Here is a 15034-nt window from a genome sequence, read left to right as displayed (position 1 = left end):
GGGGCGCGTCGGCGCCCGCTGCCGGCGGGGAGGGCTCCGTCAGAAGAGCGTGGGGAGGCCGCTGTCGGTCCCCTTCATCGCCTCGTAGTCCAAGACGACGCAGGCGATCCCGCGATCGGTGGCGAGCGTGCGCGCCTGGGGCGCGAAGGCCTGCGCGGCCAGCACTCCCCGCACCGGGCGCAGGTGGGAGTCGCGGTTGAGGAGCTCGAGATAGCGGGTGAGCTGCTCGACCGCGTCGATGCCGGCGCGGCGCTTGACCTCGACGGCGACGTGGGCGGCCGCGGCGTCGTCGGCCGAGGCCAGCTCCACGGTGACAGGGGCCTCCGGGTTGCGCAGCAGAAGGTCGACGGGACCGATCGCGGTGGGGTACTCGCGACGGACGAGGGTGAGTCGGTCGCCGATCACCTCGACCTGCTCGGCGAGGAGCCGCTGCAGATCGGCCTCCACTCCGTCCTTCTGCAGGCCCGGATCGATGCCGAGCTCGTGCGACGAGTCGTGGAGCACTTCGTAGATCCGCACGAGCAGCGCGTCGCCGGTCTTGGCGTGCGTGACGCGCCAGTGCTCGATCACTCCCGCCGACGCGGACTCTTCATCCGGGGTCTCGACGGTGAGCGTGCACGGCGGGCTCATCCAGTTGAGCGGTGCGTGTTGTACGTCTCGATGGAACGCAATTATCCCGTCCGCCTCGAGCGTGACGAGGCGGGGAGCGAGGGGAGGTGGGTGAAGACGCGTGACAGTATGCGTGCTAGCCGTCGGTAAGCTTCCGCAGTATGGAGCAGGAGCAGGAGCAGGAGCAGGAACAGGGCGAGGTCCTTGAAGACGACGTCGTTGATCTCGCAGGTGCTGTGCGCGAGTTGTCGACGGACAACTGGCCCACAGGTTATGTGTATGGTGCAACCCGCTACGCCGACGTGATCCTCAGAGAGTCCTTTTCTGACCGTGCTCGCGACCTTGAGAAGGCGCTCGACAACTTCGCGCCGACCCTGGATGAGCTTCGTTCAGGCGGCGGCGGCCGCACCGTCTTCGTCAAGCGCTTTGACGACTCGTTGGAAGCTATGACCGCGGAAGGCGGTCAACGTATCTGGGGTAAGCAGAACATCACGATCAGCAAGTCCATCGCGCTCGATGGGACGACACTCCGCACGACGCGCACCCGTGGCCACGAGATCGACATGTTCGGCAGAGGGACGTTGGATGCGCCGATCCCGGGTATTGCCGTTGAGATGGAGTGGAATAACAAGGATCCGTTCTACGACCGAGACCTGATCAACTTTCAGGCGCTCCATCATGAGGGCGCTATCGCTGTCGGCGTCATCATCACTCGTGGTCCGGGGCTGCAGGCGCTTATCGGTCCCACCGTCCGGAGCAAGGACGGTGGCTTCAAGTACGGCCAGTCCACGACACATTGGGACAAGCTCATCCCAAAGGTGAATCTCGGCGGCGGCGGAGAGTGTCCTCTCCTGCTCATCGGCATTGAGCCTGAGCGTATCCAAGGCGTGCAATTGGCAGTCCGGACCAAGGACGCCCTGGAGAAGGCCGAGGAGTTTAAGTCGAACTGGAGGAAGTCATACTCGCGCTGGAAGGACGCGAAGCCCGTCCACGATCAGATGGTTTCTGAAGCGAGAGATCTCATGCCTCCGGTGAATGAAGAGAAGAACGCCAACTCGGACGAGGACTAGTCAGGCCCACCTACGCACTCACGGCCTCTGGCTCTTTTCGGGGGCGGCCCCGGCCGCGGAACTCCACACCGCCCTTTGTGAGGAGCGCACGTACGCGAGTGATTGAGTAGCCAGAAGAGATGGAGAGCTGCTGGACAGACGCCCCGGCTTCATACTCTTCGACGAGAATGCCAGCGACGCGCTCTGCGAGCCAGCCGCTCATCCGCTCGTTGGGTTCAAGCGTGGGAAACTCCTCAATCTTGCCGCCTTCATAGCCGCGATGAACCTTGCCTCTTGGCTCAACGTCCTCAGCTGATTCATTGCCCCAGGCGCTCCAGCCGGGCCGGGCATAGCGCGCGAACATTTCGAGATAGGGGCCAGGAGAGCATGACTCGATCAAGTCGTATTGTTCATCCGGCTTGCGGCTGTGCTCCCGCTTGCGAGTCTCGATCATGTTCACAGTCGAACGCGCCGGGGCAAGTGTTCGCATGGAACCCTTGACGCCAAAGAGGATGGGTTCAGTCACATTCCGGAAGTAGAACCCGACGCCGCGGCCATCAGGGCCGCCGTCCTTGCGACGTTTTGCCCAGATGATGTTGCTCACATAGCGAAAGCCCCAGGCCTGGAGCACCTCGATACCCTCGAGGAGGAGAGCGTTCGGCACCCAGAGGTAGAGATGGGCATCTGGGGCCGTGGCCTCGCCGACTGGGAGTGCCTTGATCTCCTCCAGATCCATGGTGCCGTAGCGGTCAAGCCTCCGGTGCTCCGGAGCCACCTTGCCCGTGCGATTGGCGAACCTCCATGGGGGATCGGCAAGTACCGTCTTGAAGCCGCCTTCGACAGATGGGAGTGGTGGAATGTTTGAGAGCGACGCGGGCATGTCGATGGTGGCGGGCATGGCTTCATCGTAGTCGAAAAGATCTAATATTCCGTCATAGGATCTTTTCCTTGGGCGTGTCGTGCGTGTGCTCATGAGCGGCCTCCTCAGTTGGATGCCTCTCACCATGACGCGCACCCCTGACACGCATGGGACTTATCCACAGGTCAGTGCGGCGGCTGAAGGAGCACCCTCAGAACAGGGTCGGAGCTCCAGACTCGATCCCCTTCATCGCGGCGTAGTCGAGCGTGAGGGTTCGGATGCCGCGGTCTCCGGCGAGCACCTTCGCCTGGGGTTTGATCTCCTGTGCGGCCAACACGCCGGTGACCGGTGCGAGGTGGGGATCTCGGTTGAGGAGATCTAGGTAGCGCGTCAGCTGCTCCACTCCGTCGATGTCGCCTCGACGCTTGACCTCGATAGCGATGGTGCCGCCGTCAGGGGCGCGCAGGAGCAGGTCCACAGGGCCGATGGCGGTGGGGTACTCGCGCCGGACGAGCGATAATCCGTCCCCGACAAGTTCCACCTGCTCTGCTAGGAGTCGTTGCAGGTCGGATTCCACTCCGTCCTTGATAAGGCCGGGGTCAGTGCCGAGGTCGTGGGAGGAGTCGTGCAGCACCTCGAAGATGTTGATGAGTAACGCGTCGCCGTTCTTGGCGTGGCTGACGCGCCACTGCTCGCTCACACCAGCGGACGCAGCCTCGTCAGACGGCTCCTGCACCGAGACGTTGCATGGCGGCGACATCCAATTCAATGGCTTGTAACTGAGCGCATCGCTGTGGACGAGAACTGACCCGTCGGCCTTGAGAAGGATGAGACGGGTGGCGAGAGGCAGGTGTGCGTTGAGCCGGCCCGTGTAGTCCACCGAACAGCGAGCGATGACGAGTCTCATCTGGCCAACCTACCCACGGTCCTGAGGAGCGGGCGGGTCCGAAGATAGGCAACTCCTCGGCGCACGACATTCGCGCCGAGGTCTAAAACCGGGCTCATCCAGTTGAGCGGCTTGTACGAGCCGCCGTCGGAGTGGACGAGCAGCGACCCGTCGCCCTTGTGCACCAGCAGGCGGGTGGCCAGGGGCAGGTGGGCGTTGAGCCGACCGGTGTAGTCGACGGAGCAGCGGGCGATGACGAGACGCACCCGTCGAGCCTACCCACCGCCTCAGTGGTGTCCGGTGCCGATCTTCGATCCGGCGATCGGCTTGGCGGCGCCCGAGGCCAAACCCGACATGACGATGAGCCCGACGATGATCCACAACGTCGACAGGATGCCGATCTGGTGGCTGATCCAGCCGAGGACCGGAGGTCCGCAGAGGAACGCGAGGTAGCCGATCGTCGCGGCGGCCGACACCGAGGCGGCGGCCTTCTGCGGATCGTCGGCGGCCGCCGACATGCCGAGCGGGAACCCGAGCGATGCACCGGCCCCCCACAGGGCGACGCCCACGAGCGCGATCGGGAAGGTCGGCGCGACGATGAACAGGACGAGGCCGCCCGCTGCGGCGACGGCGAGCACCCGCAGGGTCCAGACGCGCCCGATGCGGTCGACGAGGGGTCCGCCGAGCACGCGGAACACGGTCATCGCGATCGAGAAGACGGTGAGCGCGATCGCGCCGACCTCCTGCTTCTCGCCGTGGCCGTCGACCACCGCGATGGTGAGCCAGTCGCTCGCGCTCCCCTCTGCGAAGGCCATGCCGAGCATGATGATGCCGATCGCGTAGGTGCGCGGATCGCGCCACACGGCCAGGAGCGCGGCGAAGCGTTCGCGACGGCTGAGGGCCTCGCCGTCGGCTGCGGGGGCGTCGTGGCGGGGGACGTAGAAGAGGGAGACGAGCCCCGCGACGATCGCGACACCGGCGATCGCGCCGAGGTGCCAGCCGACGCCGACCCCGCCGGCGGCCATCCCCACGCCGATGCCGGCGCCGGCGACCGTGCCGAGGCTGAAGAAAGCGTGGAAGAGGGGCATGAGCGTGCGCCCGAACCGCTGCTCGACGGCGGCGGCCTCGACGTTCATCATGACGTCGGTCGAGCTGAGCCCCAGGCCGAGGAAGCCGAGTCCGACCGCCGTGAGCGCGTAGGAGTGCGCGACCTCCACACCGATCCCCGCCAGCAGCAGTCCGAACGCGAAGAAGGAGATGGTCGCGACCATCCCGCGTCGGGCTCCCCAGCGCGCCACGATGATGTTGGCCAGGGACAGGCCGACGAGCGAGGTGGCTCCCATCACGAACAGGAGCGCACCGACGCCCGGGTCGTCGATCCCGAGCGCGACCTTGACGGCGGGAAGGCGCGACGCCCAGGACGCGAAGCCGATGCCGGTGACGAAGAAGATCGTGAAGATGGCCGTCCGCCAATGGACGAGCTGAGCACGGGTGAGGGCGGAATGCACGGATACACCCTACCGAATCGATTCGACCGGCCGCAGGCCGCGGGTTACGATCAGAGGCGATGAGCAGCCGCCGAGCAACGATCGCCGACGTCGCACGCGCGGCGGGTGTCTCGCCGTCGACCGCGTCGGTCGTCTTCAGCGGAAAGACCCCGGTCTCCGACGAGACACGGGCCCGCGTGCTCGAGGCCGCGGCCGCTCTCGGCTACTCGGGGCCGGACCCTCTCGCGGCCTCGCTCCGGCGCGGACGGAGCGGGATCGTGGGCGTGCTCCAGCGCGGCCGGTTGGGCACCGTCTTCACCGATCCCGTGCAGCGCGCGACGATGGACGGGCTGGCCGACGCGGTGTCGGCGATCGATGCCAGCCTCCTCCTCCTTCCGCCGCTCACCCGCCGGACGGCGGCCGGTGAGACCGCGCCTGCGCCCGCGCCTGCCGCGACGCTCGCGACGGTGCCGTTGGACGCCGCTGTGCTCATCGGAACGATCCCCGAGGCGGCCGGCGACGTCGCGCTGCTGCGCGCCCGCGGGGTGCCCGTCGTCGTGATCGAGGGCGACGCCGGTGACGGCGTTCCGCGTATGGCGCTCGACAACCAGGACGCCGAGCACTGTCTCGCCGACCACATCCGACGCCTCGGTCACACCGACGTCGCGGTCGTCGCGCTGCCGACGGACCTCAATGTGACGCACGAGCGTCTGGAGGGCGTCCGCCGGGTCTTCCCCGACGCCCCCGCCTACCCGACGCTCGGCAGCTCGATCGACGAGGGCCTGCGGGTCGGGCGCGACGTCTTCTCGCGGGGACGCCCCACCGCCGTGCTGGCGCAGAGCGATCTGCTGGCCGCCGGGGTGATCCGGGCGGCGGAGGAAGCCGGTCTCTCTGTCCCCGGTGATGTGAGCGTCGCGGGTTTCGACGGCGTGCGGGTGGACGGCCTCGCGCCGTACGAGCTGACCACGATGGTCCAGCCCGCCGTCGACAAGGGCCGTGCCGCCGGGGCGGCGATCGTCGCGATGCTCGCCGGAGAACAGCCCGCCTCCGTGCGGTTCACGAGTGTGTTCCGATCCGGGAATACGACGGGACCGATTCCGCCCTCGGCCGCACCGGGGCCCCGATGACCCCGTAGACTGGACATCCGACCCCCGCGACCTGTCTGGAGGCCAGATGCTGCTGCTCCTGGCTGCGTTCGCGGTGATCCCGTTGACGCTGCCATGGCTGGTGGCGCGCATCGGTTCCCGGGCCTTCTTCGTCGCGGCGATCGTTCCGATCGTGGCATTCGTCCACGCCGCAATCCAGGCCCCCGCCGTCTTCGCCGGCGACAGTCCGACGGAGTCCTTCTCCTGGATCCCCGCCCTCGGCGTCGACCTCTCAATGAAGATGGACACGCTCGGCTGGGTGATGACGCTGATCGTCACCGGCGTCGGTGCTCTCGTCATGCTCTACTGCCGCTGGTACTTCGATGGCAAGAGAGCCGGCGTCGGACTCTTCTCCGCCGTCCTCCTCGCCTTCGCGGGGGCGATGTACGGCCTCGTCCTCACCGACGATCTGATCGTGCTCGTGATGCTGTGGGAAGTCACGAGCGTGCTCTCCTACCTGCTCATCGGCTTCTACCACGCGCGCGGCGCGAGCCGGAGGGCCGCACTGCAGGCGCTCCTCGTGACGACGCTCGGGGGCCTGGTCATGTTCGTCGGCGCCGTCATGCTCGTGGTGCTCTACGGCACGACGAGCCTGACGACGATCCTCGCCGCGCCCCTTCCCGCGGGTGATGCCGGGGCACTCCTCAACGTCGCGATCGTCCTCATGCTCGTCGGCGCGCTCAGCAAGTCGGCGATCTTCCCCTTCCATTTCTGGCTGCCGGGGGCGATGGCCGCCCCCACGCCCGTCAGCGCGTATCTGCACGCGGCGGCGATGGTCAAGGCCGGCATCTACCTCATCGCGCGGCTCGCTCCGGCCTTCGCCGACTCCGAGCCGTGGCGGCCGATCATCATCACGCTCGGGATCTTCACGATGCTGCTGGGCGGTCTCCAAGCGCTCCGCGAGTCCGACCTCAAGCGCATCCTCGCGTTCGGAACGGTCAGCCAGCTCGGCATGCTGACGGTCGTGCTCGGCTACGGAGAGCGCAACTCCGCCCTGGCGGGACTCGCTCTCCTCGTGGGGCACGCGCTGTTCAAGTCCTCGCTCTTCCTCGTCGTCGGTGTGATCGACCGCCAGCTCAGCACCCGCGACATCGGTGAGCTCTCGGGGGTCGGCCGCCAGGCGCCGACGCTCGCCGTCTTCTCGATCATCGCGATCGCCTCGATGGTGGGGGTCGCCCCCACGGTGGGCTTCGTCGCGAAGGAAGCGGCCCTCACCTCCCTCCTCGACGGCGGAGCGACGGCGGAGGCCCTCGTCCCGCTGATCGGCATCGTCCTCGGCTCGGCGCTGACCGCCGCCTACGGCATCCGCTTCGTCTGGGGCGCGTTCTGGACGAAGAAGGACGCGGCGGGCGCCCCGCGCCCCGTGACCGAGTGGCCCGACCCGCCCCTCGGCTTCCTCGCCGCCCCCGTGGTGCTGAGCGGGTTGACCGTCGTCGCGGGGGTCGCCTCGCCGCTCCTCGATGTCGCGCTCTCCGGCTACGCCGACACGATGCCCGAGGACGTCGGGGGAAAGCCGTACCACCTCGCCCTATGGCACGGATTCGAGCCCGCGCTGTTCCTCTCGCTCGGATCGATCGCCGCGGGCGCGTTGCTGTTCTGGCTGGTCCAGCGCACGCAGTGGCACTCCCGCATCCTGCCGTTCACCGCGGCCGACGCCTACAACCTCGTGCTCCGGGTGATCGCCCGCGCGGCCGTGTGGACGACGACCTTCACGCAGCGGGGATCGCTCCCCGTCTACGTCGGCACGATCTTCGTGGTCTTCGTCGCCGCGGAGGGCACTGCCCTGCTCGCGAGCCCTCAGTGGCGCATCGACCTCGATCCGTGGCAGACGCCGATGCAGGTGGTCGTGGCGCCGATCATGATCATCGCCGGTCTCGTGGCGGTGCGCGCCCGCAAGCGCTACACGGGCGTCGTGCTCGTCTCGGTGACGGGCCTCGGCATGGTGCTGCTGTTCGCGACGAGCGGCGCCCCCGACCTCGCGCTCACCCAGATCCTCATCGAGACGGTGACCCTCGTCGCGTTCGCCCTCGTGCTCCGCCGCATCCCCGCGCGGCTGGGGGAGCACAACGCGTCGGTGCTGCCCATCGTGCGCGCCGTGATCGCCGTCGCGGTGGGGGCGACGATGGCGATGGTCGCGATGGTGGCCACCGGCGCCCGGGTCGCCGATCCCATCTCCGATCGCTTCCCCGAACTGGCGTACGAGATCGGACACGGGAAGAACGTCGTCAACGTGGCCCTCGTCGACCTCCGCGGCTGGGACACGATGGGCGAGCTGTCGGTGCTGATCCTCGCGGCGACCGGCGTCGCCTCGCTCGTGTTCGTGACGCATCGTTCCGACCTGCTGTCCCGCACGATCGCGTCGCTGCCGACGAGCGCGACGCGCACGCGCCGCCCCCTGATCGAGACCGTCGACGGCCCGCAGCCCCGCGCGAGCGCGCCGGGGAGCACGCGTCAGGCGTGGCTGGTGGGTGGCCAGCGCATGCGGCCCGAGAACCGCTCGCTCATCCTCGAGGTGATCGTCCGGATCCTCTTCCACACGATCATCGTGGTGTCGATCTACCTGCTGTTCGCCGGTCACAACCTCCCCGGCGGTGGTTTCGCAGGCGGGCTCGTCGCGGGCATGGCCCTCGTGATGCGCTACGTCGCAGGGGGCCGCTACGAGCTCGGGGCGGCCGCCCCCACCGACGCCGGGCGCCTGCTCGGCGCGGGGATGAGCCTTGCCGTCGCGTGCGCCGTCGTGCCGCTGTTCTTCGGCGAGGCACCGCTCACCAGCACGTTCTGGGAGGCGGACATCCCGGTGCTCGGCCATGTCGAGTTCGTCACCTCGACCCTGTTCGACGTCGGGGTGTACCTCGTGGTGGTCGGGCTCGTCCTCGACGTGCTGCGCTCGCTCGGCGGCGAGGTCGACCGGCAGGCGCAGGAGCTGCGTGAGCGGGGGGTGAGCGTCGCGTGACCGTCTCCCTCGTCCTCATCATCATCATGGGTGCCCTGTTCGCCGCCGGCGTCTACTCGATGCTCGAGCGGAGCCTGACCCGGGTGCTCATCGGGTTCCTCCTGCTCGGCAACGCCGCCAACCTCTTCCTCCTGGTCGTGATGGGTCGCCCCGGCGTCGCAGCGTTCTTCGGCGATGCGGCCTCGCCCGACGAGATGAGCGATCCGCTGCCGCAGGCGCTGACCCTGACCGCGATCGTCATCACCTTCGCCGTGTCGGCCTTCCTCCTCGCGCTGATCTATCGGTCGTGGCAGCTGGGCCAGGCCGACACCGTCCACGACGACGAAGAGGACATCGCCCTGCGCGACCGCGCCCCCGAGGACGAAGACACGATGGACGACGAGATCACCGACGAGGACGACGACGCGACCACCGACTTCATCGGCACCGAGACCGCCCCGATCGTCGTGCTCCACCACCGCGATCTCGACGCGATCCGCGACGACGCGCCCACCGACGCCCCCACAGGACCGGGGGGTGAGCGATGAACGCCCTCGTTCCGCTGCTGGTGACCCTGCCGCTCCTCGGCGCCGCCATCGCGCTCATCTTCGGTCGTCAGCGCAAGGTGCAGGTGGGCGTCTCGGTCGTCACGCTCACCCTGGTGCTGGGGATCGCGGCGGTGCTGCTGTACACGGTCGACGTCTCGGGTGAGGCGATCGCCGTGTCGGTGGGCGGCTGGCCGATCCCGTTCGGGATCGTCCTGTACGTCGATCGCCTTGCGGCGCTCCTCGTGGTGGTCTCCTCGATCGTGCTGCTCGCGGTTCTGCTCTTCTCCGTGGGGCAGGGCGCCGCCGACGGCGACGACGAGACGCCGGTGACGATCTTCCACCCGTCGTACCTCATCCTCGCGGCCGGGATCTTCAACGCCTTCATCGCGGGCGATCTGTTCAACCTCTACGTCGGGTTCGAGATCCTCCTCGTCGCCTCCTACGTGCTCATCACGCTGGGGTCGACCGAGTCGCGCATCCGCACCGGCGTCGTCTACATCGTCGTCTCGCTCGTGTCGTCGATCCTCTTCCTCGCGGCCATCGCCGCGATCTACGGCGCCCTCGGCACCGTCAACATCGCGCAGCTGGCGGCCCGGATGACCGAGCTCCCGCAGGACGTGCAGCTCGTCCTCCACCTCATGCTGCTCCTGGCCTTCAGCATCAAGGCCGCGATCTTCCCGCTGTCGTTCTGGCTGCCCGACTCCTACCCGACCGCCCCCGCGCCGGTCACCGCCGTGTTCGCGGGCCTCCTGACCAAAGTCGGCGTCTACGCGATGATCCGCACCGAGACCCAGATCTTCCGCGACAACGACGTGAACACCCTGCTGCTGATCGTCGCCCTCGCGACGATGATCGTGGGTGTGTTGGGCGCCGTGGCGCAGGCCGAGCTCAAACGGATCCTGTCGTTCACGCTCGTCAGCCACATCGGCTACATGGTGTTCGGGCTCGCGATCGCGACGCCCGCGGCCCTCGGCGCGACGATCTACTACATGGTCCACCACATCGTGGTGCAGACCACGCTGTTCCTCGCGGTCGGGCTCGTCGAGCGCCGGGCGGGATCGACATCGATCCTCAAGGTCAAGGGACTCATGAAGGCGGCGCCCGTGATCGCCGTGCTCTACTTCATCCCCGCGATCAACCTCGGCGGCCTCCCGCCGTTCTCCGGCTTCATCGGCAAGTTCGCCCTCTTCGACGCCGCCGCGCAGGTGGGGACCCCCCTCATGTACGTGCTCATCGTCGGCGGGATCGTCACGTCGCTCCTCACCCTCTACGCCCTCATGCGCGCATGGAACCTGTCGTTCTGGCGCGAGGACGAGGAGCAGGGCGACGAGGCGACCGACCGCATCTCGTATCTCGGTGGAGCTCCGGCGGCGGCCACGCAGACCGAGCGCCGGGTGATCCCGCGGATCATGACGGCGGCGACCGCCGGGATGGTCGCCGTCACCGTGGCGCTGACGATCTTCGCGGGTCCCCTGTACGAGCTGTGCGCCAACATCGGCGCCGCGTTGCAGGACCCGGTCGTGCTCGTCTCCGACGAAGGGACGACGCCATGAGTCCCAAGTCGGTGGTCGTCACCGTGTGGCGGCAGCTGCCGTTCTTCGTGTGGCTCGTCGCGCTGTGGATGCTGCTGTGGGGTCAGTTCACGGTGCTCGCCGCGCTCACCGGCGTCGTCGTCGCCGTCTTCGTGACCCGTGTGTTCCGGCTCCCGGCGGTCGAGCTCTCGGGTCGCGTCAACCTGTGGTGGGGGCTGATCTTCATCGGTGAGTTCCTCCTCGCGCTCATCCGCGGCTCGCTCACGGTGGCCTTCCAGGTGCTCGACTGGCGACGTCAGCCCGGGACCGCCATCATCGCGGTGCCCCTCGTCACCGACGACGACCTCATCATGACCCACGTCGCGGTCACCGCCTCCCTGATTCCCGGGTCGCTCATCGTCGACATCGACCGTGACCGCCGCGTGCTCTATCTGCACGTCATCGGCGTGCGCGATCTCGAGCAGGTGGAGCAGCAGCGACGCTCCGTGCAGCACTGGGAGGAGCGGCTGGTGCGCGTAGTGGGTTCGCGTGCGCAGTTGCAGACGGTCCGCGACGTGCAGGCGGCTCGCCGCGAGACGGCCGGCGCCGGACGGAGGACCCCTCGATGACCCTCATCCTGCTCATCGCGATCTACGCGGTGTTCGCCGTGGCCGCACTCCTGACGCTGTGGCGCATCATCATCGGCCCCTCGATCCTCGACCGGGCCGTCGCGTCGGACGTGCTGCTCACGCTGATCATGTGCGTGCTCGGAGCGGAGATGGCCGTCAATCATCACACCCGCACCCTGCCGCTCCTGCTCATCGTCGCGGCGGTGGGTGTGTTCGGCTCCATCTCCATCGCCCGCTTCGTGGCCCGACGAGACGGAGCGAACCGATGAACGAGGTGCGCGAGATCGTCGTCCTGGTGCTGATCCTCATCGGCGCGCTGCTGTGCCTGACGGCCGCGATCGGGCTGCTGCGGTTCCGCGATGTGCCGATGCGGCTCCACGCCGCCACCAAGCCGCAGGTGCTGGGGCTGCTCCTCATCTGCGTCGCGATCGCCCTGGCGCTCGAGTCGTGGGGAGTGGCCGCCTTCCTCGTGCCGGTCATGCTGATCCAGCTCGCCACGGCGCCCCTGTCGGCGCACATGGTGGGCCGACAGGCGTACCGGAACGGCACGATCGACGAACGGTCGCTGGTGGTCGACGACCTCGCCGACGACCGTCGCACGCCGCCCGCCGCCGGAGGATGACCGGCGCGGTGCGGCCTCGGTTCCCCGGCTCTCGCCCGGTCAGGGGATGAGTCGGAGGGTGTGCGTCGCTGCCTGTGCCACCGCCTCGGGGGAGAACGCCCACGGCGTCTGTTCGCCCTTCTGCCACGCCTCGAACTGATCCGTGTAATTGGGGTGGAAGGCGTGACCGCTCGCGCCGGTGAGATGGTTCCAGCGTGACCTGTCGAAGTCCGAGAGGTCCACGGTCATCCGCATCGACGGGACGGTGACGGTCTCGAACCCTTCCCCCAGCACCCAGCCGGTGGCGTCGACGACCGACGAGCCGCCGGCGACGGGGAAGGGGCCCCGGTTGAACAGCGCTTCGATCGGCGCGATGCCGCTCTCGCCGAACGACCCGTTGGTGAGGGTGATCGCGTGAAGGTCTCCCCAGTTCCAGCGCGACGGGTTGTCGCCCTGCAGCTCCACCAGACGCGCGTACGCGTCGGCGGCTGAACGCGCGAGCATCTCGTCGCGTCCGCTCACCCCGATCTGCTCGTTCGTCCACCACGACGATCCGGGGTCGTCCAGCAGCCGGTCGACGACGAGGAAGAGCCGGTCGTGGCCGGACAGGGGCGCGGGCGTGTCGCGCCGGGCGAACAGGTTCTGCACCAGCTCGTCCCACAGCACGTTGGCATAGGCGGCTGCGGGGCTGTCGGCGGTGTTCTGGGCATCCCACTGCTGGAGGAGGGCGATCGCCTCGCGAGTGCCGTCGTCTGTCACGGGCACGTCGGTGTACGCGACGGCCAGACGCTTTCCCATCCAGAACTCGGCGTCGGCCTGGATGGCGGTCATGTCGTCGGCCGTGAGCTTGCCGGCCGCGGCGGTGCGCTCGATGAGGTGCTGGATCCGCGCCGCGCGCCAGCCGTAGTCCCAGTCCCGCGTCAGCTCGTACGGATAGTCGGGTCCCACGATCGCGTTGTTCGCGGTCACGATGTAGCCCGACTCCGGGTTGAAGGCCATCGGCAGCTCCTCGAACGGGATGAAGCCCTGCCAGTCGTAATCGGAGTCCCAGCCCGGCTGCGGCATGGATCCGTCGCCCTTGCCGCGGATCGGCAGGCGGCCGGGGGTCTGGTACCCGATGTTGCCCGCCACGTCCGCGTAGATGAGGTTCTGCGCGGGGACGTCGAACAGCGCCGCGGCCTCCCGGAACTGCGGGATGTCGCGCGCCGTGTTCAGCGCGAAGATCGCCTGCGCCGTCGTGCCGGGTTCCAGCGCCGTCCATTGGAACGACACGGCGTATTCCCCCTCGGGCTCGTCTTCGGGCGACGTGATGGCGCCGGTCTCACCGGTGCGCGGCTCGGCGGCGATCGCAGTGAAGTCGTCGGTGAGCCCCGAGACGATCGGACCGTGCACCGTGGAGCGGATCTCCAGCTCCACGGTGCTTCCGCCGGCGACACGCAGCGTCTCGGTGCGCACGTCGAGGGGAACGAGCTCGCCGTCGCGCCAGTACTGATCGCCCTGGACCTTCTCGAGATACAGGTCGGTCACGTCGGTGGTGAGATTGGTGAATCCCCACGCCACCTCGGCATTGTGCCCGATGATGACCCCGGGCATGCCCGAGAAGCTGAACCCGCTGACGTCGAACGGGCACTCCTCCGACACCGTCGCGCAGCGGAGGCCGATCTGGTGCCAGACGCTCGGGAGCGACGCCCCGAGGTGGGGATCGTTCGCAAGGAGGGGCGAGCCGCTCTCGGTGAGCGCGCCCGAGACGACCCACGAGTTCGACCCGATGCCCTCTCCGGCATCGCCGAGCAGCGTGCCGACGGCGGCGAACACGTCGCCGACCTCGGTCCAGGAGATCCGGGCGCCGGCGGTCGACGCGTCGGCGCCGTCCGCGTCGTCGGGCGGAACGATCGTGGGCACGATCACGGGGTTCGTGTCGAAGGGATAGTCGGGGTAGAGCTCGGCGATCCGGTCGGAGTCCATGCTCTGCGCCAGCACCGCACGCGCGGTCTCGTCTTCGATGTTCGTCCGCAGATCCCAGGCCATCGCCTTGAGCCAGGCGACCGAGTCGACGGGCGTCCACGGCTCGATCTCGTACCCGCCGTTCTGGAGGCTGAGCACGGCATACTCCAACGACGCGGCGCTTCCCCGGTGGTCGGCGAGGTAGGCGTTGACCCCGTCGGCGTACGCCTCGTAGTAGGCGCGTGTCGCGTCGTCGAGCGCCTCCACCTCCTGCGCGGCGATCTCGTGCCAGCCGAGCGTGCGGAGGAAGCGGTCGGTGCCCAGCTGTGACTCCCCGAACAGCTCGGAGAGCCGTCCGGCGGTCACGTGACGGCGGAAGTCCATCTCCCAGAAGCGATCCTGCGCGTGGACGTAGCCCTGCGCGAAGAACAGGTCGTGGCTGGTCTCGGCCACCACCGTCGGGATGCCCAGGTCGTCGCGCAGCACCGACACCTCCTGTTCGAGGCCGGTGAGCGAGATGACGCCGTCGCGCTGGGGGAAAGAGCGCTGCACGTTCCACAGCACGACTCCCGCGGCGATGAGGGCGAGGGAGGTGAGCGCGGCGACCGCCGAGAACGCGATGATCCCGATCCGCCGTCCGATCGAACGCTTCGGGCGGGAAGGATCGGCAACAGCGGGCTCGTCGAGCGCAGCGGTGGGTGAGGTGGATGACATCGTCGTCGGGTGCTCCTCCGGGGCGTCGGCTTCTGCCGCCCCGGGTGAGCGGCGCCGGTCACGTGCCCCAGGTGCGCGACCGTTCCTGGCATCGTACCCGGCCGTCCGAGGGCGCCGTGG

12 protein-coding genes and 2 pseudogenes are annotated in these 15034 nt (G+C 68.4%); 8 read left to right on the top strand and 6 right to left on the bottom strand.

The window, feature by feature from the left end:
- Positions 1 to 39 precede the first annotated feature (39 nt).
- Positions 40 to 714 (bottom strand): annotated as a pseudogene (nucS, locus tag AVP41_RS12330) (endonuclease NucS); the annotation flags it as partial.
- Positions 715 to 770: 56 nt separating this feature from the next.
- Here nucS (AVP41_RS12330) and AVP41_RS12325 point away from each other — a divergent pair.
- Positions 771 to 1679 (top strand): BglII/BstYI family type II restriction endonuclease, encoded by a 909-nt coding sequence (locus AVP41_RS12325; protein WP_082829193.1) that lies wholly within the window; start codon positions 771 to 773, stop codon positions 1677 to 1679.
- 10 nt (positions 1680 to 1689) lie between these two features.
- Here AVP41_RS12325 and AVP41_RS12320 read toward each other — a convergent pair whose 3' ends face one another.
- The 4 genes and pseudogenes from AVP41_RS12320 to AVP41_RS12305 form a co-directional block, all read right to left on the bottom strand.
- Entirely contained in the window at positions 1690 to 2556 is an 867-nt protein-coding gene (locus AVP41_RS12320; protein ID WP_067164814.1) for an MT-A70 family methyltransferase, read from the bottom strand.
- A 172-nt stretch (positions 2557 to 2728) separates the two neighbouring features.
- The gene (gene nucS, locus AVP41_RS12315; protein ID WP_067164812.1) at positions 2729 to 3424 is read right to left on the bottom strand and encodes an endonuclease NucS; all 696 of its coding nucleotides are present in this window, start codon (positions 3422 to 3424) and stop codon (positions 2729 to 2731) included.
- A gap of 53 nt (positions 3425 to 3477) precedes the next feature.
- Positions 3478 to 3669: pseudogene (locus AVP41_RS17025) on the bottom strand (endonuclease NucS); the annotation flags it as partial.
- A 21-nt stretch (positions 3670 to 3690) separates the two neighbouring features.
- Complete coding sequence (locus AVP41_RS12305) at positions 3691 to 4911, bottom strand: MFS transporter (protein ID WP_067164804.1); 1221 nt, start codon at positions 4909 to 4911, stop codon at positions 3691 to 3693.
- Positions 4912 to 4970: 59 nt separating this feature from the next.
- Between AVP41_RS12305 and AVP41_RS12300 the strand changes: the two genes are divergently transcribed.
- From AVP41_RS12300 to mnhG, 7 genes are read left to right on the top strand one after another with little or no spacing between them, the layout of a single operon-like run.
- Positions 4971 to 6017 (top strand): LacI family DNA-binding transcriptional regulator, encoded by a 1047-nt coding sequence (locus tag AVP41_RS12300; protein WP_067164801.1) that lies wholly within the window; start codon positions 4971 to 4973, stop codon positions 6015 to 6017.
- 46 nt (positions 6018 to 6063) lie between these two features.
- Entirely contained in the window at positions 6064 to 8988 is a 2925-nt protein-coding gene (locus AVP41_RS12295; RefSeq protein WP_067164798.1) for a Na+/H+ antiporter subunit A, read from the top strand.
- Positions 8985 to 9515 carry a Na(+)/H(+) antiporter subunit C gene (locus tag AVP41_RS12290; protein ID WP_067164795.1) on the top strand — a complete coding sequence of 177 codons (531 nt, stop codon included), beginning with the start codon at positions 8985 to 8987 and terminating at the stop codon, positions 9513 to 9515. The genes AVP41_RS12295 and AVP41_RS12290 overlap by 4 nt, the downstream gene beginning before the upstream one ends.
- On the top strand, positions 9512 to 11068 hold the full coding sequence (locus AVP41_RS12285) for a Na+/H+ antiporter subunit D (protein ID WP_067164791.1): 1557 nt from the start codon (positions 9512 to 9514) through the stop codon (positions 11066 to 11068). The genes AVP41_RS12290 and AVP41_RS12285 overlap by 4 nt, the downstream gene beginning before the upstream one ends.
- Positions 11065 to 11655 (top strand): Na+/H+ antiporter subunit E, encoded by a 591-nt coding sequence (locus AVP41_RS12280; protein ID WP_067164788.1) that lies wholly within the window; start codon positions 11065 to 11067, stop codon positions 11653 to 11655. The genes AVP41_RS12285 and AVP41_RS12280 overlap by 4 nt, the downstream gene beginning before the upstream one ends.
- Positions 11652 to 11924 (top strand): monovalent cation/H+ antiporter complex subunit F, encoded by a 273-nt coding sequence (locus tag AVP41_RS12275; protein WP_067164786.1) that lies wholly within the window; start codon positions 11652 to 11654, stop codon positions 11922 to 11924. Before AVP41_RS12280 ends, AVP41_RS12275 begins: the two co-directional genes overlap by 4 nt.
- On the top strand, positions 11921 to 12277 hold the full coding sequence (gene mnhG, locus AVP41_RS12270; protein ID WP_067164783.1) for a monovalent cation/H(+) antiporter subunit G: 357 nt from the start codon (positions 11921 to 11923) through the stop codon (positions 12275 to 12277). Before AVP41_RS12275 ends, mnhG begins: the two co-directional genes overlap by 4 nt.
- Positions 12278 to 12316: 39 nt before the next feature.
- Here mnhG and AVP41_RS12265 read toward each other — a convergent pair whose 3' ends face one another.
- A complete protein-coding gene (locus AVP41_RS12265) occupies positions 12317 to 14914 on the bottom strand; it encodes a penicillin acylase family protein (protein WP_082829192.1) in 2598 nt (865 codons plus the stop codon).
- Positions 14915 to 15034 lie beyond the last annotated feature (120 nt).

The sequence above is a fragment of the Microbacterium sp. TNHR37B genome, assembly GCF_001620065.1.
Taxonomy (GTDB): Bacteria; Actinomycetota; Actinomycetes; order Actinomycetales; family Microbacteriaceae; genus Microbacterium.
The sequence above is the reverse complement of the archived record's forward strand: the minus strand, read 5'-3'. Positions and strand labels throughout refer to the sequence as shown.